Raw genomic sequence first — 26,409 nt, forward strand, 5'->3', positions numbered from 1 at the left:
GCGGAAAGGAGAGTTTGCCCCGATGAATCCGCCGGACAGGCCCGCCCTCTGCGCCGCCCCCGCCGCCGCGGGGCGGATGTACGGCCTTGATCTTCTTCGCATTCTCGCCATTGCCCTGGTGGTGGGCGTTCATCTCTCTGCCCAGATCACCGAGAGCGCGGCGGCCGGCACCCCGGCGGCCGCTTTCGGCTGCGTGCTGGGCGTCTTCTGCTCGGCCTGCATCAACCTTTTTGTGCTGCTGTCCAGCTATTTCCTCTGCCAAAGCCGCTTTTCTTTTCTCCACTGGTTCCGCCTGTGGGCGCAGGTGCTGGTCTACGGTTTTGTGATCGTCACCTTCATCACCCTGCGGCTCTTTTCCCCCTTCAGCGGCGACCCCGCGGCCATCCCCTACGACGCCTTCTGGGAGAGTTTTGCCGCCCTCTTCCCGCTGAGCAGCAGCCAGTACTGGTTCTTCAACGTCTACACGGTGTTCTTTTTCCTGTCGCCCTTTCTGGCCAAGCTGGCCCGGGCGCTCACCCAAAAGCAGCACTTTTTGCTGGTGCTGGTGTTTTTGTGGTTCGGCTCCTTCGGCACCGAGTTCGCCCAGTGGTTCGACAAGGACGCCTTCCGCTTCGGGATGGGGTACCGGGTGCTCTGGTTCATCGCCCTGTTCTTCTGCGGCGCCTACCTGCGGTTCTACGGTTCCGCCGAGCCCTCCCGCCGCAAGTTCCTGGCCGGCGCGGGCGGGTATGTCCTTGCCATGAGCTGCCTTTCCCTGTGGGCGCTGTGGCTGCGGGGCACACCTTCCGGCCCTTCGGCTACCCCGCCGCCGACACCCACCTGCACTACAACCAGCCCTTCACCGTGATCGGCTCGCTGTGCCTGTTCTACGCCTTTGTGCATCTGTCCGTCCGCCGCGCGCCGCTGCAACGGGCGCTTCGCTGGGGGGCGCGGCACTGCTTTGCCGTCTATCTGATCCATTCCAACTTCTATTTCGCCATGTACTACGTCGCGGCCTTTTCGCCGCTGAAAAACGCCTCGGACATGCCCTTTGCCCGGCTGGCGGCGGCGCTGGCCGGGTACTGGCTGCTGCTGGTTTTGGGCTGCATGCTGGTGGACAGCTGCCGCACCGCCCTCTTCCGCCTGCTGCGGCTCGACCGGCTGATCGACCGGTGCGGCGAATGGGTCTTCCGGGCGCTTAGCGCCGGCGCCGACCGGCTTTTCACCCTCACGCAAAGGATCGAAAGCAAATGAGTTCTGACCGCATCCTCATCGTCACCCAGCACTTCTGGCCGGAGGCCTTTCGGGTCAACGACCTGGCCGCCGGCTTCATCGAGCGCGGCTATGGGGTGGACGTGCTCTGCGGGCTGCCCAACTACCCCAAGGGGGAGTGGTTTCCCGGCTACCGCTACACCGGCCCCCGGCGGGAGACCCACGACGAAGTGAACATCATCCGGGCGGGGGAAATTCGCCGCAAGGGCAACACCGGCCTGCGCATCTTTCTCAACTACGTCAGCTGGCCGGTGTGCGCCGTGTTCAATCTCTGGCGGCTGAAGGGCCCCTACGCGGCGGTGCTGTGCTACAACACCAGCCCGGTGCTGATGAACCTGCCCGCCATCCTCTACGCCAAGGCCCACCGGGTGCCCCTGACCAGCTATGTGCTGGACATCTGGCCGGAAAACCTTTACAGCGTGCTGCCGGTGAAAAACGCCTTTCTGCGGGCCGTGGCCCGCGGGGTGAGCGACTGGCACTACCGCCGGTGCGACCGGCTGATCGCCATGAGCGAGAGCCTGCGCCGCCGGCTTTGCCGCCGCACCGGCAAACCGGAAACGGCGGTGGCGGTGATCCCCCAGCACTGCGAGGATTTTTATGCCCGGCCCATCCGGGACGAGAGATTGGCCGCCCGCTTTGCCGGCCGGTTCAACCTGGTGTTCACCGGCAACTTCAGCCCCGCCCAGAGCCTTGAGACCGTCATCAAAGCGGCGGTGAAGGCCCGGGCGGCGGGGGCGGAGGGCCTGCGCCTTGTGCTGGTGGGCGACGGCATGAGCGCCGATTCCCTGAAGGCGCTGGCAGAAGAACTGAACGCCGGCGACACGGTGGAGTTCTGGCCCAGCGTGCCCCCGGAGCGGGTGCCCGCCTACACCGCCCTGGCCGACGCGCTGGTGGCCAGCCTCTCGGACACCGAGGACCTGGGCATGACGGTGCCCGCCAAGATCGCCAGCTACATGGCGGCGGCAAAGCCCATCCTGGCCAGCATGAACGGCGAGGGCGCCGCCGCGGTGGCCGCGGCGGGCTGCGGCCTGGTGAGCCCCGCCGCCGACGCGGACGCGCTGGCGGCCAACATGGAGGCCCTGTGCGCCGCGCCGGACGAGGAGCGGGCGGAGATGGGCCGCAAAGCCTTTGCCTATTACCAAGACCACTACCGCCGCCGGGCCGTTCTGGACCGGCTGGAGGAATTTATCCTGCGAGGTAACTGCGTGTGAAGATACTGGTGATCATCCCCTGCTACAACGAAGCGGAAAACATCGCCCGGGTGGTGCGCCGGCTGCGGGAGGAATGCCCCGAGGCGGACTATGTGGTGGTGAACGACTGCTCCACCGACCAGAGCGTCCAGGTGTTGAAAGCCGAGAGCTGCAACTACCTGGACCTGCCCATCAACCTGGGCATCGGCGGCGGGGTGCAGTGCGGCTACCGCTACGCGGTGGAACACGGCTACGACGTGACGGTGCAGATGGACGGCGATGGCCAGCACGACCCCGCCTATCTGCAGGAGGTGATCGCGCCGGTGCTGGCCGGCCGCCTGGATATGTGCATCGGCAGCCGGTTCATCACCAAAGAGGGCTTTCAGACCAGCTTTATGCGGCGGATGGGCATCCGCTTTCTGAGCAGCCTGATCCATGTGCTCACCGGCCGCAAGGTGCTGGACGTCACCAGCGGCTACCGGGCCTGCGGCAAGGCCCTCACCGCCCGCTTTGCTGTGCGCTACGCCCAGGACTACCCCGAGCCGGAGGCCATCCTGCGGGCGGTGTGCGAGGGCTACGAGGTGGGCGAGGTGCCGGTGGTGATGGCCGAGCGCCAGGGGGGCAAGTCCAGCATCAACGCCCTCAAGAGCGTCTACTACATGGTGAAGGTGAGCCTGTCGCTGGTGATCTACCGGCTGTGTTTCACCGGCACAAAAAAGAGGAGGGCCAAGGCATGAACGATCTTCTCTATCCCCTGCTGGCGGTGGGAGACCTTGTCTTTCTGCTGCTGATCTTCCTCTTTGTCAAGCACGGCAAGTTGAGCGTGCGGTTCAGCCTGGCCTGGTTTGCGCTGGGGGGCGTGCTGCTGGTGTTCGCCGCCTTCCCGGTGGTGGCCAAGATGCTGCGGGCGCTGCTTCGCTTCGAAGTGGTGGCCAACATGGTGTTCACCCTGCTGTTCTGCTTTGTGCTGCTGGTGCTGCTGATCCTCTCGGCCACCGCCAGCAGCCAGACCGAGGAGATCAAGCGGCTGGCCCAGCAGAACGCCCTGCTGGAGCACCGGGTACGCCGGCTGGAAGAGGCGGTGAAAACCGGCGGTGCCGCCCCCGATGGGGACAAGCCGGCGGACGGCCGGTGACGGGTCGGATACATCTTCGGCATATACTGGCCGAAAACGGGCCTTTTCCCGGCAGAATCAAACGCGGTGAGGTGTGACGCGCGATGGATTTCAATACCCCCATCTTTCTGGGCTTTTTTGCGGTGGTGGCTCTGCTGACCTACTGCGTGCCCCGGCAGCTGAAAGCCTATCTGCTGCTGGTGGCCAGCTATATTTTTTATCTGTACAAGCCGGAAAACGCCCGGCTGGTGATGCTGCTGGTGAGCGCCACCGCCGTGACCTGGTGCGCCGGGGTGGCCCTGGGCAGCCGCAAACTGCAGAACCCCTGGGCCCGCCGGGCCTTTTTATGGCTGGCGCTGGCGGTGTGCCTGGGCATCCTGTTCTTCTTCAAGTATTTCAACTTCTTCGGCCAGCTGGCGGCGGACATCGGCGGCATCTTCGGCGGCAGCGGCAGCTTTGCGAAACTTGATCTGGTGGCGCCGCTGGGCCTGTCCTACTTCACCTTCCAGAGTCTCGGCTATGTGATCGACGTCTACCAGCACAAGGCCAAGCCCCAGCTGAACTTCTTCAAGTACGCGCTGTTCGTCAGCTTTTTCGCCTGCATCTTCACCGGCCCCATCGAGCGGGCGGGCCACCTGATGCCCCAGCTGGACCATCCCCATCCCTTCAGCTACTCCCGCATGGCGGGGGGCGCCTTCCGCATGCTGTGGGGCTACTTCAAAAAGATGGTGCTGGCGGACGGCATCGGCCAGTTCGTGCGGGCGGTCTACGGCGGGGCGGACACCGCCGCCGGGCCCTACCTTGTGGCGGCGAGCCTGTTGTTCAGCTACCAGATCTATCTGGATTTTTCCGGCTGCTGCGACATCGCCATCGGCGGCGCGCGCATTTTGGGCATCGACCTTTTGGAAAACTTCAACCGTCCCTTTGCCGCCACCAGCTACACCGAACTGTGGAACCGCTGGCACATGAGCCTTACAAACTGGTTCCGGGACTACATCTTCACCCCCCTGGCCTTCTACAACCGGGGCCTGCCCGGCGTGTGGGGCAAGCTGCAGGGGTGGTTCAACGTTTTTCTCATCTTCCCCATCAGCGGCCTGTGGCACGGCGCCAGCTGGGGCTATGTGATCTGGGGCGTGCTCAACGGCCTGTTCCTGGTGTTCGGCAAGGCCACCGCCAAGGCGCGCCGCAAGCTGGCCAAGAAAAACCCGCTCTACCGCTTCAAGCCCGTCAAGAACTTCATCCAGCGGGCCATCGTCTACCTGCTGTTCACCGTCTGCATCGTCTTCTTCGCCGCCGACCTCTACGGCGCCGCGGCGGGCACGGTGTTTGCCGGGATGTTCAAAGGCTGGGGCATCGGCTGGCAGGCATTCTGGAACGGCGTTCTCGACCGGGGGCTCACCCCCCGGCTCGTCGCGGTGCTCATCGCCGGCAGCGCGCTGGTGGAGCTGGTGGAGTGGCGCGGCCCGGTGGCCGAGTGGATCCGCCGCCGGTGGTTCTTCATCCGCTGGCCGCTGTACTACCTGCTGGCGCTGGCCATCCTGTTCTTCGCGGCCTTCGGCCAGTCCGCTTTCATCTACCAGCAGTATTAAGGGGGCGAGGATATGAAAAAGATCATCTCGTTCCTGCGCTTTCTTGTGGTGCGGCTGCTCTGCTTTTTGGAGATCGGCCTCAAGTTCTGCCTGTTTTTGCCCATCCTGCTCTTCATGGTGTGGTTCAACTACAAGGTGGACATCAGCGGCCTGTTCCAGGGGGAACTGGCCCCCCGGCAGGTGGCGAACCTGCTGCTGGAGGGGAAGAACGTCTCCGACTACGACAAGATGGACGAGCGGCAGGTGCTGCAGCTGTATGCGCAGAACCTGGACAAGGCGCCGGACACGGTAGCCCTGGGTTCCAGCCGGGTGCTGCAGCTGACCGAGGGCCTTGTGGGCGGCAGCTACTTCAACGCCGGCATCAGCGGCGCCGGGGCCATGGACATCATGAACATCTGGTACCTCTTTGAGCGGGAGGACAAGCTGCCGGAGAACCTCATCCTCTGTGTGGACCCCTGGCTGTTCAACCCGGACCCCGACCTGAACAAGAACGCCGACACCGAACTGTTCGCCGAGTTTCTGGAAAAGGGCCTGGGCATCGCCGCCGACTATGAGGAGCCGGACACGGTGGCCCTGTGGAAGGCGCTGGTGGACCCGGCCTACTTCCAGGGCAACGTGACCTACTACCTCAAGCAGAAGGAGAGCGGCGTGGTGCAGACCGAGGACGGCGGCAGCATCCCCTTCCACGCCCTTGCGAACGGGAGCCTTGGCACGCTGGAATACGCCGCCAAGCGGGCGGACGGCAGCGTGCAGTACCCGCTGAGCTTCTGCACCTGGAACTACGATCAGGTGATGGCCGAGGTGCTGGCCCAGGCGGGCACCCTCAACGCCATGCACGGCTTCGAGCAGATGGACGCCTACTGGACCGACCTGTTCGTGCGCTTTGTGGAGCATGTGCAGCAAAAGGGGGTCAACGTGGTCTTTCTGCTCACCCCCTACCACCCCTTCATCGCTCTGCACGTCTACAACAACCCCCAGGGGTTCACCGGCTTTTTTGAGGTGGAGCCCTGGGTGCGGGAGTTCGCCGCCGGGCACGGCATCCCGGTGTACGGCAGCTACCACGCCGGCCGGGTGGGCATTCAGGAGAGCATGTTCTTCGACGGCGTGCACTGCAAGCCCGAGGCCCTGCGGCTGATGTTCCCGGGCATCGACGAGGCGCTGGCCGGCGGCCAGACCGCCTACGAGACGATGTATCTCGCCACCTACGGCGGCACCGAGAACAGCGCGAACGCCCTCATCGGTTACGACGCGAACTGCGTGGTGGTGGACGCGGACTGGCTGGCCCAGGCCGAGGCGGCCACGCCGGGCCCATAAAACACCTTTTTCCGCCGGGGCGCAGCGCCCCGGCGGATTTTTCTCGCCGCTGCCGCTTGACAACGGCGCTTTCGTAGGGTAAAATGGTAGCATTATAAACGATGCGCAGATGGGGAGAAAGCCCGGGCGATGCGTTTTTCAGAGAGCCGCCGGATGGTGCGAGGCGGCAGCGCGGCGCGGGTATACTGGCCCCGGAGCACCCGGACTCAACGGCGTTTTTTCGCCCTGTAGGCCCGGGCGGCCACCCACCGTTAGCGGGGCGCGGTTCGCAGCAATGCCGACCGTAAAGAGGCCGCCTTCGGGCGGCAATGAGAGTGGTACCGCGGGTGCTTTTCAAAAACCTATGAAAGCCCTCGTCTCTCAAAGCAATGCTTTGAGGGGCGAGGCTTTTTTCGTCCCTCCGGCGAAACGAAAAGGAGGAACTGTTGCAATGATGGACGTGACCAAGTACGGCATAGGGTACTACAATCCCCCGGTGTGTGAATACCGCTGGGTGCACAAGGACCACATCGAAAAGGCCCCCGCCTGGTGCAGCGTGGACCTGCGGGACGGCAACCAGAGCCTGATCGTGCCCATGAGCCTGGAGGAGAAGCTGGAGTTCTTTGACCTGCTGGTGAAGATCGGCTTCAAGGAGATCGAGGTGGGCTTCCCCGCCGCCAGCGAGACGGAGTATGAATTCCTGCGCACCCTCATCGAGCAAAACCGCATCCCCGCCGACGTGACGGTGCAGGTGCTCACCCAGTGCCGGGATCACATCATCCGCAAGACCTTTGACGCGGTGAAGGGCGCGCCCAGCGCGGTGATCCACTTCTACAACTCCACCAGCGTGGCCCAGCGGGAGCAGGTGTTCAAGAAGTCCAAGGAGGAGATCAAGAAGATCGCCACCGACGGCGCGGCGCTGGTGAAAAAGCTGGCCGAGGAGTACGAGGGCAACTTCCGCTTTGAGTACAGCCCCGAGAGCTTCACCGGCACCGAACCGGAGTACGCGCTGGAAGTGTGCAACGCGGTGCTGGACATCATGCAGCCCACCCCCGAAAAGCCCATGATCATCAACCTGCCGGTGACGGTGGCCATGAGCATGAGCCACATCTACGCCAACCAGATCGAGTACATGAGCGACAATCTGAAGTACCGCGACAGCGTGGTGCTGAGCCTGCACCCCCACAACGACCGGGGCTGCGGCGTGGCCGACACCGAGCTGGCCCTGCTGGCGGGGGCGGACCGGGTGGAGGGCACCCTGTTCGGCAACGGCGAGCGCACCGGCAACGTGGACCTGATCACCCTGGCGATGAACCTGTACACCCACGGGGTAGACCCCCATCTGGACTTCTCCGACATGCCCGCCATCGTGGAACTGTACGAGCGGGTGACGCGGATGCATGTCTACGAGCGCACCCCCTACGCCGGCGCGCTGGTGTTCGCCGCCTTCTCCGGCAGCCACCAGGACGCCATCGCCAAGGGCCTGACCTGGCGCAAGGAAAAACACCTGCACAAGTGGACGGTGCCCTACATCCCGGTGGACCCCACCGACATCGGCCGCCGCTACGAGGCGGACGTCATCCGCATCAACAGCCAGAGCGGCAAGGGCGGCATTGGCTTTTTGCTGGCCCAGGACCACGGCTACGACCTGCCCCCCAAGATGCGGGAGCACTTCGGCTACACGGTCAAGGGGGTGTCCGACCACGCCCACAAGGAGCTCTCCAGCGCCGAGGTGCTGGACATCTTCCGGAAGACCTATCTGAACAAGGTGAGCCCCCTGAACATCACCGAGGCCCACTTCATCCAGAAGAGCGGCATCTTCGCCGTCATCACCCTGGAGGAGGGCGGCAAGGCGCGGGAGGCCTCCGCCCAGGGCAACGGCCGCCTGGACGCGGTGTGCAACGCCCTGAAGGCCGCCACCGGCCTGGACTTCACCATCAGTGTTTACTCGGAGCACAGCCTGGAGCACGGCTCCACCAGCGAGGCCGCCAGCTATGTGGGCCTTGCCTGGGGCGACGGCACCGTCACCTGGGGCGCCGGCACCGACACCGACATCATCCAGGCGGGCATCAAGGCGCTGGTGAGCGCCGTCAACAACAAATAAGGGCTGCGGCCCGAAGGAATATGAGGAGGGAAAGACCCATGGGAATGACCATGACCCAGAAGATCCTCGCCGCCCACGCGGGGCTGGACGAGGTAAAGCCCGGCCAGCTGATCAACGCCAGGCTGGACGAGGTGCTGGGCAACGACATCACCACCCCGGTGGCCATCAACGAGTTCGAGAAGGCGGGCTTTGACAGTGTGTACGACAACACCCGCATCAACATCGTGCTGGACCACTTCGTGCCCAACAAGGACATCAAGAGCGCCCAGCAGTCCAAGCAGTGCCGCCAGTTCGCCTCGAAGTACGACATCGTGAACTTCTTCGACGTGGGCAAAATGGGCATCGAGCACGCGCTGCTGCCCGAGCAGGGCATCGTGACCGCCGGCGACTGCATCATCGGGGCGGACAGCCACACCTGCACCTACGGCGCGGTGGGGGCCTTCTCCACCGGGGTGGGCAGCACCGACATGGCCGCGGGCATGGCCACCGGCATGGCCTGGTTCAAGGTGCCCGCCGCCATCCGCTTCAACCTCACCGGCAAGCTGGGCCCCCGGGTGAGCGGCAAGGACGTCATCCTGCACATCATCGGCATGATCGGGGTGGACGGCGCGCTCTACAAGAGCATGGAGTTCGCCGGCCCGGGCGTGGCCAGCCTCTCGATGGACGACCGGCTTTGCATCTGCAACATGGCCATCGAGGCGGGGGCCAAAAACGGCATCTTCCCGGTGGACGAGGTCACCACCGCCTACCTCACCGGCCGCAGCCAGCGCCCCTGGAAGGTGTACCAGGCGGACGCGGACGCGGAGTACGAAAAGACCATCGACATCGACCTTGCGTCCATCGAGCCCACCGTCTCCTGGCCCCACCTGCCGGAGAACACCCGCACCGCCAAGGAGAGCGAGGGGGTGGCCATCGACCAGGTGGTCATCGGCAGCTGCACCAACGGTCGCCTTGAAGACATGCAGGCCGCCTATGAGATCCTCAAAGGCAAGACCATCGCGCCCGGCGTGCGGGGCATCATCATCCCCGGCACCATGGCGGTGTACAAAGCCTGTTTGCAGAACGGCTGGCTGGAGGCCTTCATTGACGCGGGGTGCATCGTGTCCACCCCCACCTGCGGGCCCTGCCTGGGCGGCTACATGGGCATTTTGGCGGAGGGCGAAAAGTGCATCTCCACCACCAACCGCAACTTCGTGGGCCGCATGGGCCATGTGAAGAGCGAAGTGTATCTGGCAAGCCCCGCCACCGCCGCCGCCAGCGCGCTGACCGGGCACATTACCGATCCTCGGGAGGTGGAGTAAATGAACGCACAGGGAACCGTTTTCAAATACCCCGACAATGTGGACACCGACGTGATCATCCCCGCCCGCTACCTGAACAGCCAGGACGCGGCGGAGCTGGCCCGGCACTGCATGGAGGACATCGACCCGGAGTTTGTGAACAAGGTCAAACCCGGCGACATCATGGTGGGCGGCTGGAACTTCGGCTGCGGCTCCAGCCGGGAGCACGCGCCCCTGGTCATCAAGACCAGCGGCATCGCCTGCGTCATCGCCAAGAGTTTTGCCCGCATCTTCTACCGCAACGCCATCAACATCGGCCTGCCCATTCTGGAGTGCGAGGCCGCGGCGGACGCCATCGCCGCGGGGGACGAGGTGGCGGTGGACTTTGACACCGGCGTCATCACCGACGTCACCACCGGAAAGGCCTTCCAGGCCCAGCCCTTCCCCCCCTTCATCCAGGACATCATCCGCGCCGGCGGGCTGATGAAGAGCATCCGGCAGAAAGGCGGCGAAGCAAAATGAACAAGACCATTGCGGTGATCCGGGGCGACGGCATCGGCCCCGAGATCGTGAACGAAGCCATCAAGGTGCTGGACGCGGTGGCCGAAAAATACGGCCACACCTTCACCTACGACGATGTGGACATGGGCGGCGTCGCCATTGACAAGTGGGGCGACCCCCTGCCCCAGGCCATGCTGGACAAGTGCCTTGCCGCCGACAGCGTGCTGCTGGGGGCGGTGGGCGGCCCCAAGTGGGAGGGGCTGCCCGGGCCCCGGCGCCCGGAAAAGGGCCTGCTGCGCCTGCGGGCGGGCATGGGCCTTTACTCGAACCTCCGCCCGGCGAAACTCTGGCCCCAGCTGGCGGCGGCCAGCCCTCTGAAGCCTTCCATCGTGGAAAAGGGCATCGACTTCCTGGTGGTGCGGGAACTCATCAGCGGCGTCTACTTCGGCGAGCACAAGACGGTGGAGCAGGACGGCGAGAAGGTTGCCACCGACGTGATGCTCTATTCCGAGCACGAGATCGAGCGCATCGGCCGCATCGCCTTTGAAACCGCCAGAAAGCGCCGCAAAAAAGTCACCTGCGTGGACAAGGCGAACGTGCTGGACACCAGCCGCCTGTGGCGGGCGGTGCTGCACCGCATCCAGGAGGATTACCCCGATGTGGAGTACGGCGAGATGTTCGTGGACAACGCCGCCATGCAGCTGGTGCGCGACCCCGGCCAGTTCGACGTGATCGTGACCGAAAATATGTTCGGCGACATCCTCTCGGACGAGGCCAGCATGCTCACCGGCACCATCGGCATGATCCCCTCCTCCAGTTTGGGGGACGGCACCCGGGGCATGTACGAACCCATCCACGGCTCCGCGCCGGACATTGCCGGCCAGAACAAGGCAAACCCCATCGGCACCATCCTCTCCGCCGCCATGATGCTGAAGTACAGCTTCGGCCTGGACGCCGAGGCCGCCGCCATCGAGGCGGCGGTGAACAAGGCCCTGGACGACGGGCTGCGCACCGCCGACATGATGGCCGAGGGCTGCACCCTGGCCAGCTGTTCGGAGATGGGCAGCGCCATCACCGCCCGGCTGTAAATCTTTTGCAAAATACCCGGCGCCCCGGCTCGTTTTTCTGGACGAGCCGGGGCGCCGGTGCTATACTGTGTGTAGAATCGACCGGGAGGTATACATTTCATGAAAAAGCTGTCGGCTTTTGCCGCCGGCGCCCTGGCCGCCCTGCTGCTGGCCGGGTGCAGCGAGCGCACCATCACCGGCACCCTCACCGTCCCGGGGGACGCGGCCGCCCGCACCTTCACGATGGAGGGGGACGATGGCCGCACCTATGCGGTCACTCTGACGGAAGACGCCCCGGTGGCGGCCTGGCCGGAGGACACCCGGGCCGATGACCTGTACACCGGGCGCTGGCCCGCCCTGCGCCTCTCGGTCACCGGGCGGCTGCGCCTTTTCGGCGGCAAGCCTCTGGCTCTGACCGCCGCCAGCGCGCAGATCGACGCAGCGCGGCAGCCGGAGGACCTGCCCCTTGCCGACGGCACGCCGCTGGCGGTGTGGCAGGGCAGCTTTGACCGGGAGTACTCGCTCCCGGACGGCACGGTGCTGCTGGAAGAACGGCTGGGCGGCAAAGCCGCCGACGCTGTGGAGGGCGTGCCCGGCCTGACCAAAGAGGCCGGAGAAAACATCCTCGCCTTTTACGAACGGCAGGGCATCCTCTACGACCTGCCCGCCCAGCTGGAAGCGGCCTGGGCCGCATACAGCGAGAAGGGCGAAGGTTTTGACCCTTACACCCTGGGGCAGGAGGTGAACCTGAGCGCCGAAAACGACAGCACCCTCTGGCTGACCACCACGGTGACGCTGCCCCTGGGCGGAGGGGTGGTCACCGAGGAGCAATTCAGCGCCGCCTTTGACAAGGCATCCGGCGAGGCGCTGGCGCCCGGAGACCTGTTCACCCGCACCGGCGGCGAATTGGCCGCCGCCCTGCTGGACGCCGCCGCCATCACCGGCGAGCCGCGGCGAAGCGAGATGCTGGCCGCCTTTGACGAGCGCCGGGTGGTGTTCCGCCCCGACGCGCTGGAGGTATTCTTTCCGGCGGGGTCGCTGGCCGGCGAGCAAACCGCCTGCATCCTGGGGCTTGATTACACCGACGGGGTGAAGGCCCTGCTGCGGCCCCGCGCCCTGCCCTCCGCCTAAGACGGACCGTCAGCCGAACAGGTCCATCAGATAGCCGTAGCCCTCGGCCTCCATCTCCTCGTAGGGGATGAAGCGCAACGCGGCGCTGTTGATGCAGTAGCGCACCCCGTTGGGGGATTCGGGGTCATTGGTGAACACATGCCCCAGGTGGGAATCCCCCGCCCGGCTGCGCACCTCGGTGCGCTGCATGCCGTAGCTGCCGTCCGGCAGTTCCACCACCGCCGGGGCCTCGATGGGCCTGGAAAAGGCGGGCCAGCCGCAGCCGCTCTCGAATTTGTCGGCGGAGGAAAACAGCGGCTCACCGGTGACCACATCCACATAGATGCCTTTCTCGAACTGGTTCCAGAACTCGTTGCGGAAGGGGGCCTCGGTACCCTGCTCCTGGGTGACGCGGTACTGTTCGGCGGTCAGTTTGTCCCGAATGGCCTGGCGCGCCGGCTTCTGGTAGTCGCCCGGGTCGATGCGCAGCCGGGAGAACGACTCGATCTCCTTTTGGGGGATGTGGCAGTAGCCGCCGGGGTTCTTTTCCAGATAGTCCTGGTGGTACTCCTCGGCGGGGTAGAAGTTCACCAGCGGGCCCACCTCCACCGCAAAGGCCTCGCTGCGGCCCCGCTCGATCTCCACGATGCGCTCCACCGTCTCCTTTGCCCTGTCGTTGGTGTAGTAAATGCCGGTCTGGTACTGGGTGCCCCGGTCGTTGCCCTGGCGGTTCTCCACCGTGGGGTCAATGACGTAAAAATACGCCAGCAGCAGCGCGTCCAGGCTGACCTGCTCCGGGTCGTACTCCACCCGCACCGTCTCCCGAAAGCCGGTTTGGCCGGTGCACACGGCGGGGTAGTTGGCGTCCGCCGCGCCGGTGCCGTTGGCGTAGCCGCTCCGGGCGTCCAGCACGCCGGGGATGGACTGCATCAGGTGCTCGATGCCCCAAAAGCAGCCCCCCGCCAGATAGATCACATTTTCGCTGGTTTCCATAAAAGCCTCTTCCTTCGCGGGCAGGCCCTCCGCCTGTGCCGGCTGCGGCCCCTGCGACGGGGCGGCGCAGCCACCCAGCAGCGCCAGGGCCAGCAGCAGCGATATGATTTTTTTGTTCATTGCCCGGGTCTCCTTTTATCCTTGGCAGTGGGGAGAGAAACCATGCGCGCCAGGCCCCTTTGACCCGGGACCTGGCGCGGGATGGCACACTGTGCGCGGCCGGCGGGGGTTACGCTTTCTTATAGCCGCACTTGGGGCAGACGCCCTGCTCGTTCAGCGCAATGCCGCACAGCGGGCAGCGGTCGATCTCGTTTTTGGTGTCAAACTCCGCCGAGGCCGCGTTCACGCCGCTGGTGAAGGTGATCTTGGCGATGTTCAGCTTGTCCTTCAGCAGCTCGTAAACGATCTTGATCATGCCCTCCACCGTCATGGTCTCCTTGGTGACCACCAGGCGGCAGTCCGGGTAGGCGGTGGCCAGCTCGGTCTGGAACGCGGGGCCCTTCATCTGGTTCTGGGGCGCGCCGTCCCGAATGCCCTGCTCCTCGTAGACCTTCAAAACGGCGGGCAGCAGCGGGTCGTCCTGGCGCAGGATCAGGGCGTGGTCGAAGTTTTTCAGCACCGACCAGGCGGTTTTCTGGATCTCGTTGCAGGGGAACACCATGTTCACGCCGGGGTTCACCGTGTCCTCCACCTCAATGGTCAGCACACCGGTGTGGCCGTGGAGATACTGGGCTTCCCCCTTGAACCCATAAAAGCGGTGGGCATACTGCAGATCGAGGGTGGTAATGCTTCTCATACGATAACCTCCTGTTGTTTGATGTAGTTTCGGGCGTTGTGCCTGGGATCTCTTCCAAAATCCCGGAGCCGCGCTCCAGAATTTTAGAATTATTCTAATTCCAATATAGTCAAACAAGATCGGTTTGTCAACCCCGCTTTGGGAGAAAGGAGGTCGAAATGGTGACAACGTCACAGTAAAGGCGCACAGTTTGGGGTACTCTATGTATGTAAGATAAACAAAGAGGCGGCCGGCCCGCCGAAAGGAGATAAGAACAATGAGCGTTGTGCATGTGGATTCCAAAAATTTTGAGGCCGAAGTGCTGCACAGCACCCAGCCGGTGCTGCTGGACTTCTGGGCTACCTGGTGCGGTCCCTGCCGGATGCTGGCCCCGGTGCTGGACGAGATCGCCGCCGAGAAGGCCGGCCAGGTGAAGGTGTGCAAGGTGGACATCGACCAGAACCCTGACCTGGCCACCCAGTACGGCGTGATGAGCATCCCCACCCTGATGGTCTTCAAGAACGGCCAGGTGGTGAACAAGAGCGTGGGCCTGGTGCCCAAGGCCGCGGTGGAAAAGCTGCTGGGCTGAAAACAGCACGATGCCGGGAAGGAAGACTCGCTTGTCTTCCCTCCCGGCTTTTTGCGTCTTGCGGTTTTTGTACGGCGTGCCTTTCGCGCCTCACCCTTCGCCCAGGTATTCCTCCAGGCACAGGCCCTGTTCGGTGATGGCGCGGGCGGCCTCCCGCCCCACATAGCGGTAGTGCCAGGGCTCGTTGGAGATGCCGGTGATGTCCACCTTGTCCGCCGGGTAGCGCTTGATGAAGCCGTACTCCCAGGCGTGCTCCAGCAGCCAGTCGTAGAGTTCCTGCCCGGTGCCCATGCTGCCGTCGGGGTTGATGTCCACCGCCAGGCCCAGTTCGTGCTCGCTGGTGCCCGGCTGGGCCACCCACTGTGCCGCCGCCTGCCGGGCCAGGTCGTCGGGATAGCCCTCCTGCCGGTAGGCGGCGATCTTGTCTTCCAGGATCTGTTGCTGCTCCTGGTTCGTGCGATAGCCCGAGGCCACCACCGGATAAAGGCCCTGGGCCCGGGCCGCGTCAAACAGCTGCTGCAGCGCGGGCAGGATACGCTGGTCCACCCGCTCGCCCCCCGCCACCTCCACCGTCTCCACCTGCCAGTCTGCCGGCAGGGGGTGGTCGGTATTCACCAGCGTCAGTTCCCAGCCGCCGGCGGCGGGAGACGGGCTTGCCGTGCCGCCCGTCGCGCTGCCGCTTCCCGCCACAAGGCCATCGGACACCGTGTATCCCCTTCCCAGCAGGGCCCGCACTCCCCCGGCGGCCCAGGCGGAGAGACGCCACACCCCCACCAGCAGCAGGGCGAAGGCCGCCAGCGCCAGCAGCCGCCTGCCCAAACGCCGGGCGCGGCGGCGGGCGATCCGCCGCGGGGGATTCACCGGCCGCCGGCGGGCGGCGGGCTGAGGCCCCCGCGTGTTCACCGCCCCCGGCGCGCCCCGCCGGGCGGCCGCGGTGCGCAGCCGCCGTCCGCCGCCCCTTTCTTTTTCGTTTATCTTTCGCCGGCATTTCATGCGCCGTCCCCTCCCCTGCAACTAAGCGCCGCCCCTTCGCGGCACATTCATTGTACCGGGAAAGGGCGGCGCGTGTGTTTGGATTTTGGGACGGAAATCCTGCGATTTTCTGCAAAAGACCTTACGATTTTATGACGCGGGCAGCCGCACGGTGAAGATCACCCGGTCGTCAAAGCTCTCGGCGGTGATGGAGCCGCCGTGCCGGGCGACGATCTCTTTCGCGATGGCCAGGCCCAGCCCCGCGCCGCCGCTGCGGGTGGCGCGGGCGGAATCCGCCCGGTAAAAGCGTTCGAACAGGCGGGCGAGGCTCTCCGGCGGGATGGTGCGGCCCCGGTTCTCCAGCCGGATGGTCACTCGGCCGTTTTCCGACTCCAGCGTCAGCAGAAGGGGGCTGTCCGGCTCGCTGTAACTGATGGCGTTGCGGATGAGGTTGTCAAACACCCGCTCCATCTTGTTGGCGTCGCACGCCAGCATGACCCCCTTCGGCAGCCGGGCCTGCCAGGTGAGGCGCTTGTCCGCCATGAGGGGCTTGAACTCCCACATCATCTGCTCCAGCATCCGGCTCACATCCACCCGCTCCTTCTCCAGTTCGATGGTGGAGAGGTTGAAGCGGGTGATCTCGAAGAACTCGTTTATCAAGTCCTCCAGCCGCAGGGCCTTGTCCAGCGCCACCCCGGTGTAGCGCGCCCGCATTTCGGGGGAGAGGTGCGGTTCGTCCCGCAGCAGGGTCAGGTAGCCCACCACGCTGGTGAGAGGCGTTTTCAGGTCATGGGCCAGGTAGACGATCAGGTCATTTTTGCGCTGCTCGGCCTCCCGGGCCACATAGGCGGCGCGCAGGGCCTGCTCCCGCAGCAGATTCAGTTCGTCCTCCGCCGGCTGCAGGTCGGCGGACAGGCGGATGGGCTCTTCGCCGGGCGTTGCCAGCTGCCTTGTGGCCTGCAGCAGTTCGTCGGCGCAGCGCAGGGCCCGGCGCACGAACCACCAGGCCACCCCCAGCCACACCGTCAGCAGGCCGCAGACCCCCACCAGCAGGAAGTTGTCCTTGATCCAGCGCAGCAGCTCATAATTCGGCTCCCAGCCCTGCCAGACGCGGCTGGTGCCCGTCCGCCAGGCCAGCAGCGCCAGTGCGCCAAAGACGGCGGCGGTGAAAAACAGCGCCGCGAACATCCGGCTCTGCAGCTGGCGGCCGACGCGGCTTTTTCTCTTTTCATTCAACGGTGTAGCCCACCCCCCACACGGTCTTTACATAGCGGGGTTTGCGGGGCGGCTCGCCCAGCTTTTCCCGCAGGCGGGCGATGTGGGCCATGACGGTGTTGTTGCTGTCCAGGTATTTTTCGCCCCACACCGCCTCGAACAACTCCTCGGCGGACACCACCTTGCCCTGCCGCCGGCAGAGATACCACAGGATATCAAATTCGGTGGGGGTGAGCAAGACCTCTTTGCCGTTGAGGGTGCAGCGGTGCTCCTCCCGGCTGATGCACAGGCCCCGGATGGCCAGCTGTTCTTTCGCCGCGCCGGCGCTGGCCCCGTCGTAGCGCAGGTAGCGCCGCAGCAGGGTCTTGACCCGGGCCACCAGTTCCAGCGGGTTGAAGGGCTTGGTCATGTAGTCGTCCGCCCCCAGGGACAGGCCGGTGATCTTGTCCATGTCCTCCACCCGGGCGGTGAGCATCAGGATGGGAAAGAGGTGGGTCTCGCGGATGCGCCGGCAGAGGGAAAAGCCATCCATATCCGGCAGCATCACGTCCAGGATGGCCAGCGCCGGCGGCTGCCGCTCCAGCTCCTCCAGCGCCGCCGCGGCGGTGGCGCAGCAGCGCACCCGGTAGCCCTCGTTTTCCAGATACACCTTCACAAGATCGGCGATCTCCTGCTCGTCGTCCACCACCAGGATGGTCTCACTCATCCCTCTCTCCCCTTCCTCACAGCGGTTTGCACATCCAATACACGTCCTCATAGCTGCCGTCGGGGAACTTCATGTTCCGGGGCAGGGTGCCGCAAATCGCAAAGCCCAGCTTTTTGTAAAGCGCCACCGCCCCCGCGTTGTGGACGGCCACCTCCAGTTCCAGCTGCTCGATGCCGGCCCTGCGGGCCTCGGCAAAGAGGCGCTCCAGCAGAACCGTGCCGATGCCCTGCCCGGTGAATTTCTGGTAGAGGGCCACCCCCACCTGGGCCCGGTGGCGGGCCCGCGCCATGGAAAAGCCCATCAGCGAGGCGTTGCCCGCGTGCTCGCCGTCCACGAAGGCCAGCAGCATCAGGTTCGTCTCGGAGTCGTTCTGGCCCCGGATGAAGGCCCGCTCGTCCTCCTCGGTCATGGTGACCTCCTCCGGGCCCCGGGCAAGCCAGCGGCTCTCGCCGCAGGTGGTTTTCAGATAGTCCAGCAGCAGCCGGGCGTCCTCCTCCTGCGCACAGCGCAGGAGGAGTTCATGGCCGTTCAGCCGGTGGGTGGAAGGTTCCACGCGCATGATGTCCTCTCCTTTTGCACGGCTCAGCGCACGATCGTGTTTTCCGTGATGCAGACCGCGTCCGCCACCGTTTGGTTGCGGGTGTCAAACACCACGATGTTGATGCCGTTGTCACCTTTTTTATAGTTCTTTCTGTTCCAATAGATGCCGCTGTCATCCACGACCAGTTCATTTTTTCCGAACCGCTGTGCCCAGTAGTATCCATAAGGGGTTTTTGTCACGGTCTCCATGGTCTGACCTTGGAGGATCCATGCCTGTCCGCCCTGTTCCGGCGGGTCTCCGATCCCGTGGTTTTGGATAAACGTCTTTGTCAGATCCCAGGCGCCGAAGGTGGCGCCCGGCTCCAGAATGACGATGTACTCCTCGCCCAGGAAATCCAGCGTCGCAAGGTAGGTGGCCGCGTCCGTTACCAGCGACAGCGCCTTGTTACGCATGCTGTGGTCGTAATAGTCATACGCGGCGTCCCACGAGGCGTATTTTTCCCGCTCGGCGCTGTGGTCTTCCCAGGTGTAGTGTTCCAGCAGGTATTCTCCCAGGGTCTCTGTGAACTTCTTGTTGCCCAGGTAGCTGAAATGGTTGGGGTCCGCGGCGTCGGTGGACCAGTCCAGCCCCATCTCATTGTAATCGTCGTTGAAATTCACAAAGGGCACGCCCGCCGCTTGGGCGATCTGCTTCGCCGTATTGTAGACCTGCATCTCCCCCTGCGTGTAACCGGCATAGGGGCTGACCACCACCAGAAGCGGCAGGCCTTCCTCCTTGCAAAACGCGATGATCTTCTCGTAATACTCCTGCTGCTTGGGATAGATCGGGGCGGTGCTTCCGTCGTTCACCACCTGGGGCGCCTCGTAGGGGATCACGCCAAAGTTGTTGCCGAAGCCCTTCCAGGAGGAATAGAAGGCCGGGTCATCCTGGTACGGGCGGAAGTCGGCGGCTTCCAGCGCGCTGTAGCGGTTGTGGTACTGGATGTATTCCAGGCCGAATTCGACCCAGCGGTCCTCCGGCGCGCTGACTTTTAGTGCGTCCAGCTTGTTTTCCGACGGCTTCAGGCCGTACACGTTTTTGATGATGCGGCTGTCGTCCATATATTCGTATGGCTGAGTCAGGCAGTAGGCTTCCAGGATCACCAGCCTGGGCGACTGGGTCTTGACGGCTTCCTTGAGGAAGTAGTAGCTGTTCCACAGGGGCGTAATGGAGCCGCACAGATCGTAGGCGGCGATGCCGGCGTCCTTCCAGAGGATCACGGGGTTTATGTTCTGGTAGGCGTGCGAACTGCCCAGGATCAGAAGGTCCACGGAATCCTCTTCCTGTTCATAGAACGTGGTGACGGAATAGATCCCGTCGCCATATTTGAAGGAAAACACCCTGCGGAACCCCAGCAGGCTGACGGCGAGCATCCCCGCCAGGCCCAGAAAATACAGAAATCGTTTCATCCCGGTCCTCTTCAAAACTGAAAGTAGATAAATGCCTGTGCGTCAAACGCCGGGCCGTATGCCCCGAAGATGAAGATGGACAGCACCAGCAGCGTTACACAGATATACTGAAAGGGTATGTTTTGGTTCAGCAGCGCATCCGCGATGCTCTGCTTTTTGAAGTACCGCAAGCCATCCGCGATGAACAGGACCAGCAACGCCATAAAGAGGACGCCGACCTCCCTGCGGTTCAGCCCCAGGGTGTAGATGACTTCCTGCGAAAGCGCCCAGGGGTCAAAGTCCAGAACGATGCGCCGGATGTAATCCACGGCAACGGCGAGCCCCGGCGCCCGGAAAAAGATCCAGGCCAGGTCCACCAGCACGAATGTTTTTACCACCCGCGCCGCCTTGTAGCTGAAGCAATCGGTTTTGACCGAGAGCCTGGCGTTGATTTTGGAAACGACAGGGGCCAGTGCGTTTTCCGCGATCTGCAGCACGCCGTGGATGCCGCCCCAGACGATGAAGTTCAGCGAGGCGCCGTGCCACAGCCCGCTCACCAGGAACGTTATCATCAGATTGCGGTAATGGCGCAGCTTTGAGCAGCGGCTGCCGCCCAGCGGGATGTAGAGATAGTCCCGGAACCAGGTGCTTAAGGAAATATGCCACCGCGACCAGAATTCCTTGATGCTGCCCGCCAGATAGGGCGCCGCAAAGTTTTCCATCAGCGAAAAGCCCAGCACCTCCGCCGCGCCGATGGCGATGGTGGAATAGCTGGAAAAATCGCAGTAGATCTGGATCGCGAAAGCAAGCGCCGCCAGGATCAGCGCGGTCCCGCCATATGTATAGTACCGGTCGAACACGGTGTCCACGATGACCACGATCCTGTCGGCAATGACCATCTTCAAAAAAAGGCCCCACAACATCAGCAAAAGGCCGTGGTACATCCCTTTCGGATCGATCTTGCGCCGCTCGATGGTCCGGATCTGGCTGAGCAGGTGGGAGGTGCGCTCGATGGGCCCCGCCACCAGCTGCGGGAAGAACGAGACGAACAGGGCGTACTTGAGAAAGTTTCGTTCCACCTGCACCTCGCCGCGGTACACATCGATGGAATAGCTCAGCGCCTGAAAGGTGTAGAAGGAGATGCCCACCGGGAGGATCACGTCCACGGTGGGCAGCACCATCGAAACACCCGCAAGGGAAAGAAGCTCTCCCATCTCATCCAGCAGGAAGTTGCTGTACTTGAAATAGACCAAAATCGCCAGATTGGCCGCGATCACAATCGCCAGCGTTACCTTGCGCAGCGCCGGCTTTGCCCTCGACAGCGTCCGGCCGCCGATCAGCAGGCTGCCCAGATAGGTAATTGCTGTGGAAGCAAGCATCAAAAGCGCATAGCGGGGGTTCCACGCCATGTAGAAATAGTACGAGCAGGCCAGCAGCCAGATGTACCGGATCCGTTTGGGATGGATCAGGTAAAAGCCCAGCACAGCCACCGGGAAAAACCACAGGAAGTGGATCGAGTTAAAAAGCATTTAAATTCCTCTCACAGCAATCTTATTCCGCAAAAAGGCATGCTTTTTCAGGGCTGGTACTTCTCCCGGTCCACGCCCTTCTGCCGCAGCTTGCGGCGGGTGGCGGTGCGCAGCAGGCTGTAAGCCACCGAGCAGGCGGGGATCATCACCAGCATGCCCACCACGCCCATGGCGCTGCCGCCCACGGTGACGGCCATCAGCACCCAGATGCCGGGCAGGCCCACCGAGTTGCCCACCACCCGGGGGTAGATCAGGTTGCCCTCGATCTGCTGGATGCACAAAAACAGCACCACGAACCACACCGCCTGCATGGGGTTCTGCACCAGGATGAGGAAGGCGCCCACCACACAGCCGATGAAGGCGCCGAACACCGGGATCAGCGCGGTGACCGCCACCAGCACGCTGACCAGGGTGACATAGGGCATGCGGCACAGCAGCATCCCCACCGCGAACAGTCCCCCCAGGATACACGCCTCAAGGCACTGGCCGGAGAGGAATTTGGAGAAGGTGCGGTTCGTCAGCCGGGCGACCTCCACCGCCTTGTCCGCCTTTTCAGCGGGGGTCCAGGCATACAGCAGCATCTTTGCCTGGCGGGTGAGGGTCTCTTTGCACACCAGCAGATACATGGCGAAGATGAGCCCGATGAAGAAGTTCACAAAGCCCCGCACCACGCCGGTGGCGGCGGTGGCGGCGTTGCCCACCAGCGCAAAGCCCCCGTTTTTGAACCAATCCACCGCGGCGGCGATGGCGCTTTCCCAATCGGTGATGAACTCGCTGGAGATCCACTCCTCCAGCACCGGATAGCGCTCCATGATCTCCGCCAGCCATTTCTGGCTCTCGGCCCAGAAGGCGGGCAGCCGCGCGCCGATGCTGGCGATGGTGCGGCCCAGCTGCGGGATGATGAGCAGCAGCACCAGCGCCAGCACCCCCACCACTGCCAGCAGGGTGAGGGTGAGCGCCGCCGCGCGGCGAAAGCGTGTCATTCGTTTGGGCAGCTTTTTCTCGATGGCCCGCATGGGCACATTCAGGATGAAGGCAAGGCTGCCCCCCAGCGCGAAGGGGGACACGAGGCCCCACACTCCGCCCAGGATGCCGCTCACACGGTCCAGGTTCTGCAGCGCCCAATAGAGCACGATGCAGAAACCCGCCATGAGCAGCAGGGTCCGTATTGTCTTTTTGTCAAGCTGCATGGTCGCATGCCCTCACTTTGTTTTTTCTCGGCCCCGGCGGCGCCGGGGCCTTGTTTTTATTGTATCCTGCTTTGCGGCAATTCGCAAGCCGTGTTTTGCCGCCCTCAGCTTTCCAGTTCGCCCAGCAGCCAGTCGAGGCTCTGGCGGGTGAGGTCCAGCTGCTCCTGGGCTCGCTCCAGCTGGGCGCGCACCTCCGCGCAGTCCTCCCCCTGCTCCTGGGCAAGGGCGGCGATCCCCGCCTGCAGCGGCACCCAATACTGCCCGCCCTGGTAGACGATCTGCGCCCAGACGGAGCCGTTCCACTCGCCGTCGGTGACTGCCGTTGCCGGGTAGCGGCCCGCGGCCAGGGTGCCCGACAGCGCCGCCGGCTCCGGCGCGTAGTAGTAGATGGTGTTGCTCTGGTAGACCACCAGCTCGGTGTCGGTGAGCGTCCGGGTGGCCGGCCCCTGGGAGTAGCCGTTCTTGCCCGCCGCCCGGATCAGGGGCAGGAAGTCCTTATAGCTGTAATTCAGGTCCACGTTGCCGGAGATGCCGTTCACCCGCCCGGTGCTGGAATACTGCCACATGTCGTAGTCGCCCTGATAGCCCACATAGCCCCGGTAGTCGGCGATCCACAGCGGATAGGCCGCCAGCTCGGCCATGTTCAGATAGTTCTGGGCAAAATTGGTATAGGTGTAAAAGCCGGGATACCAGCCTTTTTGATCCAGGATGTCCATGGCGAAGCGCACCAACCGGGTGAGTTCGGTCCGCCCCAGGCTTTGCAGGCTGGAGGCCTCCACGTCCACGAACACCGGATATTCCAGCTTCAGGCCCTCCAGCGCCCCCAGCAGGGTGTCCAGTTCGTTGATGACCGCCGACTCGGTGCGGGCATAGGTGTAGTAATACACCCCCACACGCAGCCCCGCCTCGTGGGCGCCGGCCACATTCTTTTCAAAATAGGGGTCCATATAGACCCCGCTGCTGCTGGAAGACACCGCCCGCACAATGGCGAACTGCTTGCCCGCCGCCACCTGCTGCCAGTCGATGTCGCCCTGGTACCGGGACACATCGATCCCCGTCTCGAAAATCTCCATAAAAAGCCCCCCTCATTGCCATGGTATGCAGTGAGGGGGGCTGTGGTTCGTGCTGCGGCCGTCAGATCACCAGGCCGCCGTTGACGCCCAGCACCTGCCCGGTGATGTAACTTGCCCCGTCGCCGGCCAGGAACACCAGCGCCTGCGCCACCTGGCGGGGGGTGCCAAGGGTCCCCAGGGGCGTTTCCTGAGCCAGGGCGGCCTTGTCCGCGGCGGAAAAGGAAGCCATCATATCGGTGTCGATGACGCCGGGGGCCACACAGTTGACGGTGACGCCGCTGGGGCCCTCTTCCTTGGCCAGGGCTTTGGTCAGGCCGATGAGGCCGGCCTTGGCGGCGGAATAGGCCACCTCGCAGCTGCCCCCCACCTGCCCCCACATGGAGCTGACGGTGAGGATGCGCCCCCACTTGTGGCGGATCATATAAGGCAGCGCCCGCCGGCAGCAGTAAAAGGCGCCGGTGAGGTGCACCGCCAGCATCCGCTGCCACTCCTCGTCGGTCACGTCGGTGAACAGTTTCTGGGCGGCGATGCCGGCGTTGCACACCAGCACGTCCACCCCGCCGAAGGCTTTTTCGGCGGCGTCGAACATGGCCTCCACCTGGGCGCGGTCGGCCACGTCCGCCCCCACCGCCAGCGCCCGGCCGGGCCAGCGGGCGGCCAGCGCTTCGGCCTGCTCGGCGCTGTGCAGATAGTTGATGACCACCTGATACCCCGCCTCGGCAAAGCTTTCGACGGCGGCGGCCCCGATGCCCCGGGCCCCGCCGGTGATGAGCACTGTTTTCATCGCGCTTCCTCCCGTTTTTTGCGCAGGGCTGCGAAAAAGCCCTTCAAAAGGCCGGCGCACTCCTCCGCCAGCAGTCCGCCCTCCACCTGCGGATGGTGGTTGAAGGGCAGGGCGAACAGGTCGGTGACCGAACCGCAGCAACCCGCCTTGGGGTCCGCCGCGCCGTACACCACCCGCCGGATGCGGCTGTTGATGATGGCGCCGCTGCACATGGGGCAGGGTTCCAGCGTCACAAACAGTTCGCACTGCCACAGCCGCCAGCCCCCCAGCGCCCGGCAGGCGGCGTCGATGGCCAGCAGTTCCGCGTGGTGGGTGGCGTTTTTCCCGGTCTCCCGGGTGTTGCAGGCCACGGCCACCGGCTCGCCGTCCTTTGCCACCACCGCCCCCACCGGCACCTCGCCCAGGGCGGCGGCCTTTTTCGCCTGTTCAATGGCAAGGCGCATCAGTTGTTCGTCGGTCATCTTCATCCCCCAATGGTCTTGTAAACGCTCAGCGCCGCCAGCACCGCCAGCGCCGCCAGATAGCCGGGGCTGCGCAACAGGCACAGCCAGTCTCTCCCCTGCCCCCGCAGCCGGCCCCTTTTGCGGGCGGGCAGCGCCCGCCAGGGGGCGAAAGCCAGCGCCGCCAGCGGCGGCAGGAACATCAATATGTAGCTGACCAGCGGGGGCGCGCCGTACTGCTGGCAGTACTGCCCCGCAAAGGCCAGCGTGTTGTTGTACAGGTGAAACACCATACCCGGCACAAGGCTGCCGGAGGCAGCCGCGGCCAGGCCCAAGGCCAGCCCGCCGAACAGCCCGGCCACCACGGCGGACAGGCGGCCGTGGAGCAGCCCGAAGAGCAGCGCCGGCCCCGCCACGGCCACCACCGGGCCGAAGGGGCGCAGCCAGCCCTGCAGAAGCCCCCGGAAGAGCAGTTCCTCCCCCACGGCGGGCACAAGGCACACCGCCAGCCAGGCAGCCGCCAGCGCAAGGCCGCCGGCAGGCAGTTCCATCCGGGAAGCAGTATTCTGCCCGCCGGTGAGCGCGCCCGCCAGCAGGTTGCCCGCCATCATCAGCAGCCAGAAAAGGAGGAACAGCCCGGCCTTTGCCTCCGCGCCCAGGCGGCGAAAGCCGTTCGAAGCGGGCGGGGTGCCCGCGAGAGGCAGCAGCGCGAAGGGCGCGGCCAGGGAGAGGGCGCTCACCGCCGCCTGCAGCAGGATAGCCTCGGCCAGTCCGGTGCCGGCGGGGTTCGCAAGGCTCGCCCCCGGCACCCGCATCGCCAGCAGGGCGCCGGCCAGCGCGGTGAATACCGCCCGGGCCGCCAGATACCCCAGGGCCGCGCAGCCGCAGGCCGCCCCGGCCCGCCGCAAAGCGGCGGCGCGGGCCGCCCCCGCCGGCAGCGGCTCAGCGGTCCTCATCGGAGACGTCTTTGTAATCCACATCCACAGCCTCATCCCCGCCGGGGGCGGCGCGGCCGTCCAGCGCTTCGGTCAGTTTGTCCAGCTGGCAGGCGGCATCCCGGGCGGTGCGCTCCAGGCCCCGCAGCAGCACGGCGGCGTACACCGCGCTGATAAGGCTGAGCGCCCCCTCCACCAGCAGGATGACGCCGATGGCCATCACCAGCAGCTGCACCGTCTCAAAGGGATTGACCACCATCAGCACGCCCAGCGCCACCGACAGGCCCGCCAGGATCAGAAAACCCCACCAGCGGCCGTAGCCCATGGCCCGCAGTTCAAAGGCGGATTGCAGCCGCACCACCGCGTCCACGATGACGTAGATGCCCACCAGGATGGGCAGCACCGACACCACCGTGTCCGGCTGGAGCAGCAAAAACACTCCCAGGGCGCTGGCGGCGATGCCGAACACCAGGCCGAAGTAGTCGAAGAAGAAGCGCTCCTCGGCCCGCACATAGCCCCAGATGCTCAAGAGGCCCTTCAGCAGGATCACCGCGCCGAAGAGGTAGCACACCAGCCGCAGCGAGGCCTCCGGCCAGAGCAGCAGCGCCAGGCCCAGCAGCATAAAGGCCAGGGCCGAGAGGAGGAATCCCTTTTTCATGTGTGTCATGTCAGACCATCCTTTCCCGCGCGGGCCCTTCCACACCGGGCCGCGCTCCATGGCGTTTCATGGGTTTAGTATAC

General features: G+C 64.6%; 27 protein-coding genes. 13 read left to right on the forward strand and 14 right to left on the reverse strand.

Annotated elements, in window-relative coordinates; all coding sequences use genetic code 11:
• Window positions 1–22 precede the first annotated feature (22 nt).
• From ACH2A7_RS09550 to ACH2A7_RS09605, 12 genes are all read left to right on the forward strand, one after another.
• Window positions 23–847, forward strand: a complete 825-nt coding sequence (locus ACH2A7_RS09550) for an acyltransferase family protein (protein ID WP_394961640.1) — start codon at window positions 23–25, stop codon at window positions 845–847.
• Window positions 757–1,233, forward strand: coding sequence for a hypothetical protein (locus ACH2A7_RS09555; RefSeq protein ID WP_394961641.1), 477 nt, complete (start codon window positions 757–759; stop codon window positions 1,231–1,233). Before ACH2A7_RS09550 ends, ACH2A7_RS09555 begins: the two co-directional genes overlap by 91 nt.
• A complete protein-coding gene (locus tag ACH2A7_RS09560) occupies window positions 1,230–2,462 on the forward strand; it encodes a glycosyltransferase family 4 protein (RefSeq protein WP_394961642.1) in 1,233 nt (410 codons plus the stop codon). Before ACH2A7_RS09555 ends, ACH2A7_RS09560 begins: the two co-directional genes overlap by 4 nt.
• Window positions 2,459–3,178, forward strand: coding sequence for a glycosyltransferase family 2 protein (locus ACH2A7_RS09565; RefSeq protein WP_394961643.1), 720 nt, complete (start codon window positions 2,459–2,461; stop codon window positions 3,176–3,178). Before ACH2A7_RS09560 ends, ACH2A7_RS09565 begins: the two co-directional genes overlap by 4 nt.
• The gene (locus tag ACH2A7_RS09570; RefSeq protein WP_394961644.1) at window positions 3,175–3,576 is read left to right on the forward strand and encodes a DUF2304 domain-containing protein; all 402 of its coding nucleotides are present in this window, start codon (window positions 3,175–3,177) and stop codon (window positions 3,574–3,576) included. The genes ACH2A7_RS09565 and ACH2A7_RS09570 overlap by 4 nt, the downstream gene beginning before the upstream one ends.
• Before the next feature lie 83 nt (window positions 3,577–3,659).
• Window positions 3,660–5,144 carry an MBOAT family O-acyltransferase gene (locus ACH2A7_RS09575; protein WP_394961645.1) on the forward strand — a complete coding sequence of 495 codons (1,485 nt, stop codon included), beginning with the start codon at window positions 3,660–3,662 and terminating at the stop codon, window positions 5,142–5,144.
• A gap of 12 nt (window positions 5,145–5,156) precedes the next feature.
• On the forward strand, window positions 5,157–6,458 hold the full coding sequence (locus ACH2A7_RS09580) for a hypothetical protein (RefSeq protein WP_394961647.1): 1,302 nt from the start codon (window positions 5,157–5,159) through the stop codon (window positions 6,456–6,458).
• 430 nt (window positions 6,459–6,888) lie between these two features.
• Window positions 6,889–8,541 carry a 2-isopropylmalate synthase gene (locus ACH2A7_RS09585; protein ID WP_394961648.1) on the forward strand — a complete coding sequence of 551 codons (1,653 nt, stop codon included), beginning with the start codon at window positions 6,889–6,891 and terminating at the stop codon, window positions 8,539–8,541.
• 38 nt (window positions 8,542–8,579) lie between these two features.
• Entirely contained in the window at window positions 8,580–9,842 is a 1,263-nt protein-coding gene (leuC, locus tag ACH2A7_RS09590; RefSeq protein ID WP_394961650.1) for a 3-isopropylmalate dehydratase large subunit, read from the forward strand.
• Window positions 9,843–10,343: a 3-isopropylmalate dehydratase small subunit gene (gene leuD, locus ACH2A7_RS09595; RefSeq protein ID WP_394961651.1), complete on the forward strand. Its 501-nt coding sequence runs from the start codon at window positions 9,843–9,845 to the stop codon at window positions 10,341–10,343.
• Window positions 10,340–11,410: a 3-isopropylmalate dehydrogenase gene (leuB, locus tag ACH2A7_RS09600; protein WP_394961652.1), complete on the forward strand. Its 1,071-nt coding sequence runs from the start codon at window positions 10,340–10,342 to the stop codon at window positions 11,408–11,410. Before leuD ends, leuB begins: the two co-directional genes overlap by 4 nt.
• Before the next feature lie 99 nt (window positions 11,411–11,509).
• A complete protein-coding gene (locus tag ACH2A7_RS09605; protein WP_394961654.1) occupies window positions 11,510–12,520 on the forward strand; it encodes a hypothetical protein in 1,011 nt (336 codons plus the stop codon).
• Between the two features lie 9 nt (window positions 12,521–12,529).
• Here the strand turns inward: ACH2A7_RS09605 and msrB are convergent, their stop codons facing one another.
• A complete protein-coding gene (gene msrB, locus ACH2A7_RS09610) occupies window positions 12,530–13,492 on the reverse strand; it encodes a peptide-methionine (R)-S-oxide reductase MsrB (RefSeq protein ID WP_394961750.1) in 963 nt (320 codons plus the stop codon).
• Window positions 13,493–13,721: 229 nt separating this feature from the next.
• Window positions 13,722–14,288, reverse strand: coding sequence for a 6-carboxytetrahydropterin synthase (locus ACH2A7_RS09615; protein WP_394961655.1), 567 nt, complete (start codon window positions 14,286–14,288; stop codon window positions 13,722–13,724).
• Between the two features lie 256 nt (window positions 14,289–14,544).
• On the opposite strand from ACH2A7_RS09615, the gene trxA reads away from it, so the two are divergent.
• Window positions 14,545–14,856, forward strand: a complete 312-nt coding sequence (trxA, locus tag ACH2A7_RS09620) for a thioredoxin (RefSeq protein WP_394961656.1) — start codon at window positions 14,545–14,547, stop codon at window positions 14,854–14,856.
• Window positions 14,857–14,946: 90 nt separating this feature from the next.
• On the opposite strand, the gene ACH2A7_RS09625 is transcribed toward trxA, so the two are convergent.
• The 12 genes from ACH2A7_RS09625 to ACH2A7_RS09680 all read right to left on the reverse strand — a co-directional run bounded on the left by ACH2A7_RS09625 (window position 14,947) and on the right by ACH2A7_RS09680 (window position 26,335).
• Window positions 14,947–15,849 carry a D-alanyl-D-alanine carboxypeptidase family protein gene (locus tag ACH2A7_RS09625; RefSeq protein WP_394961657.1) on the reverse strand — a complete coding sequence of 301 codons (903 nt, stop codon included), beginning with the start codon at window positions 15,847–15,849 and terminating at the stop codon, window positions 14,947–14,949.
• A 129-nt stretch (window positions 15,850–15,978) separates the two neighbouring features.
• On the reverse strand, window positions 15,979–17,064 hold the full coding sequence (locus ACH2A7_RS09630) for a sensor histidine kinase (RefSeq protein WP_394961658.1): 1,086 nt from the start codon (window positions 17,062–17,064) through the stop codon (window positions 15,979–15,981).
• Window positions 17,057–17,749: a VanR-ABDEGLN family response regulator transcription factor gene (gene vanR / locus ACH2A7_RS09635; protein WP_394961659.1), complete on the reverse strand. Its 693-nt coding sequence runs from the start codon at window positions 17,747–17,749 to the stop codon at window positions 17,057–17,059. The genes ACH2A7_RS09630 and vanR overlap by 8 nt, the downstream gene beginning before the upstream one ends.
• Window positions 17,750–17,765: 16 nt before the next feature.
• Window positions 17,766–18,308 (reverse strand): GNAT family N-acetyltransferase, encoded by a 543-nt coding sequence (locus ACH2A7_RS09640; protein WP_394961661.1) that lies wholly within the window; start codon window positions 18,306–18,308, stop codon window positions 17,766–17,768.
• 23 nt (window positions 18,309–18,331) lie between these two features.
• Window positions 18,332–19,738: a hypothetical protein gene (locus tag ACH2A7_RS09645; protein ID WP_394961662.1), complete on the reverse strand. Its 1,407-nt coding sequence runs from the start codon at window positions 19,736–19,738 to the stop codon at window positions 18,332–18,334.
• An 11-nt stretch (window positions 19,739–19,749) separates the two neighbouring features.
• Complete coding sequence (locus ACH2A7_RS09650; protein WP_394961664.1) at window positions 19,750–21,246, reverse strand: MBOAT family O-acyltransferase; 1,497 nt, start codon at window positions 21,244–21,246, stop codon at window positions 19,750–19,752.
• A 47-nt stretch (window positions 21,247–21,293) separates the two neighbouring features.
• The gene (locus ACH2A7_RS09655; RefSeq protein ID WP_394961666.1) at window positions 21,294–22,436 is read right to left on the reverse strand and encodes an AI-2E family transporter; all 1,143 of its coding nucleotides are present in this window, start codon (window positions 22,434–22,436) and stop codon (window positions 21,294–21,296) included.
• A 104-nt stretch (window positions 22,437–22,540) separates the two neighbouring features.
• A complete protein-coding gene (locus ACH2A7_RS09660; protein ID WP_394961668.1) occupies window positions 22,541–23,509 on the reverse strand; it encodes a glycoside hydrolase family 25 protein in 969 nt (322 codons plus the stop codon).
• 61 nt (window positions 23,510–23,570) lie between these two features.
• Window positions 23,571–24,293 (reverse strand): elongation factor P 5-aminopentanone reductase, encoded by a 723-nt coding sequence (ymfI, locus tag ACH2A7_RS09665; protein ID WP_394961669.1) that lies wholly within the window; start codon window positions 24,291–24,293, stop codon window positions 23,571–23,573.
• Window positions 24,290–24,754 carry a nucleoside deaminase gene (locus ACH2A7_RS09670; RefSeq protein ID WP_394961671.1) on the reverse strand — a complete coding sequence of 155 codons (465 nt, stop codon included), beginning with the start codon at window positions 24,752–24,754 and terminating at the stop codon, window positions 24,290–24,292. Before ACH2A7_RS09670 ends, ymfI begins: the two co-directional genes overlap by 4 nt.
• Window positions 24,755–24,756: 2 nt before the next feature.
• The gene (locus ACH2A7_RS09675) at window positions 24,757–25,689 is read right to left on the reverse strand and encodes a CPBP family intramembrane glutamic endopeptidase (protein WP_394961673.1); all 933 of its coding nucleotides are present in this window, start codon (window positions 25,687–25,689) and stop codon (window positions 24,757–24,759) included.
• Window positions 25,676–26,335 carry an HdeD family acid-resistance protein gene (locus ACH2A7_RS09680; protein WP_394961675.1) on the reverse strand — a complete coding sequence of 220 codons (660 nt, stop codon included), beginning with the start codon at window positions 26,333–26,335 and terminating at the stop codon, window positions 25,676–25,678. Before ACH2A7_RS09680 ends, ACH2A7_RS09675 begins: the two co-directional genes overlap by 14 nt.
• Window positions 26,336–26,409 lie beyond the last annotated feature (74 nt).

Origin of the sequence: Candidatus Allofournierella merdavium (genome assembly GCF_944382735.1) — a bacterium.
Lineage (GTDB): Bacteria > Bacillota > Clostridia > Oscillospirales > Ruminococcaceae > Allofournierella_A > Allofournierella_A merdavium.

Excerpts from the sequence above, each read along its gene's own strand:
- ACH2A7_RS09550 (WP_394961640.1), top strand. The coding sequence starts at position 23 with ATGAATCCGCCGGACAGGCCCGCCCTCTGCGCCGCCCCCGCCGCCGCG.
- ACH2A7_RS09560 (WP_394961642.1), top strand. The coding sequence starts at position 1,230 with ATGAGTTCTGACCGCATCCTCATCGTCACCCAGCACTTCTGGCCGGAG.
- ACH2A7_RS09570 (WP_394961644.1), top strand. The coding sequence starts at position 3,175 with ATGAACGATCTTCTCTATCCCCTGCTGGCGGTGGGAGACCTTGTCTTT.
- ACH2A7_RS09575 (WP_394961645.1), top strand. The coding sequence starts at position 3,660 with ATGGATTTCAATACCCCCATCTTTCTGGGCTTTTTTGCGGTGGTGGCT.
- ACH2A7_RS09580 (WP_394961647.1), top strand. The coding sequence starts at position 5,157 with ATGAAAAAGATCATCTCGTTCCTGCGCTTTCTTGTGGTGCGGCTGCTC.
- ACH2A7_RS09585 (WP_394961648.1), top strand. The coding sequence starts at position 6,889 with ATGATGGACGTGACCAAGTACGGCATAGGGTACTACAATCCCCCGGTG.
- leuC (WP_394961650.1), top strand. The coding sequence starts at position 8,580 with ATGGGAATGACCATGACCCAGAAGATCCTCGCCGCCCACGCGGGGCTG.
- leuD (WP_394961651.1), top strand. The coding sequence starts at position 9,843 with ATGAACGCACAGGGAACCGTTTTCAAATACCCCGACAATGTGGACACC.
- leuB (WP_394961652.1), top strand. The coding sequence starts at position 10,340 with ATGAACAAGACCATTGCGGTGATCCGGGGCGACGGCATCGGCCCCGAG.
- ACH2A7_RS09605 (WP_394961654.1), top strand. The coding sequence starts at position 11,510 with ATGAAAAAGCTGTCGGCTTTTGCCGCCGGCGCCCTGGCCGCCCTGCTG.
- msrB (WP_394961750.1), bottom strand. The coding sequence starts at position 13,492 with ATGGAAACCAGCGAAAATGTGATCTATCTGGCGGGGGGCTGCTTTTGG.
- ACH2A7_RS09615 (WP_394961655.1), bottom strand. The coding sequence starts at position 14,288 with ATGAGAAGCATTACCACCCTCGATCTGCAGTATGCCCACCGCTTTTAT.
- trxA (WP_394961656.1), top strand. The coding sequence starts at position 14,545 with ATGAGCGTTGTGCATGTGGATTCCAAAAATTTTGAGGCCGAAGTGCTG.
- ACH2A7_RS09625 (WP_394961657.1), bottom strand. The coding sequence starts at position 15,849 with ATGAAATGCCGGCGAAAGATAAACGAAAAAGAAAGGGGCGGCGGACGG.
- vanR (WP_394961659.1), bottom strand. The coding sequence starts at position 17,749 with ATGAGTGAGACCATCCTGGTGGTGGACGACGAGCAGGAGATCGCCGAT.
- ACH2A7_RS09640 (WP_394961661.1), bottom strand. The coding sequence starts at position 18,308 with ATGCGCGTGGAACCTTCCACCCACCGGCTGAACGGCCATGAACTCCTC.
- ACH2A7_RS09645 (WP_394961662.1), bottom strand. The coding sequence starts at position 19,738 with ATGAAACGATTTCTGTATTTTCTGGGCCTGGCGGGGATGCTCGCCGTC.
- ACH2A7_RS09650 (WP_394961664.1), bottom strand. The coding sequence starts at position 21,246 with ATGCTTTTTAACTCGATCCACTTCCTGTGGTTTTTCCCGGTGGCTGTG.
- ACH2A7_RS09655 (WP_394961666.1), bottom strand. The coding sequence starts at position 22,436 with ATGCAGCTTGACAAAAAGACAATACGGACCCTGCTGCTCATGGCGGGT.
- ACH2A7_RS09660 (WP_394961668.1), bottom strand. The coding sequence starts at position 23,509 with ATGGAGATTTTCGAGACGGGGATCGATGTGTCCCGGTACCAGGGCGAC.
- ymfI (WP_394961669.1), bottom strand. The coding sequence starts at position 24,293 with ATGAAAACAGTGCTCATCACCGGCGGGGCCCGGGGCATCGGGGCCGCC.
- ACH2A7_RS09670 (WP_394961671.1), bottom strand. The coding sequence starts at position 24,754 with ATGACCGACGAACAACTGATGCGCCTTGCCATTGAACAGGCGAAAAAG.
- ACH2A7_RS09675 (WP_394961673.1), bottom strand. The coding sequence starts at position 25,689 with ATGAGGACCGCTGAGCCGCTGCCGGCGGGGGCGGCCCGCGCCGCCGCT.
- ACH2A7_RS09680 (WP_394961675.1), bottom strand. The coding sequence starts at position 26,335 with ATGACACACATGAAAAAGGGATTCCTCCTCTCGGCCCTGGCCTTTATG.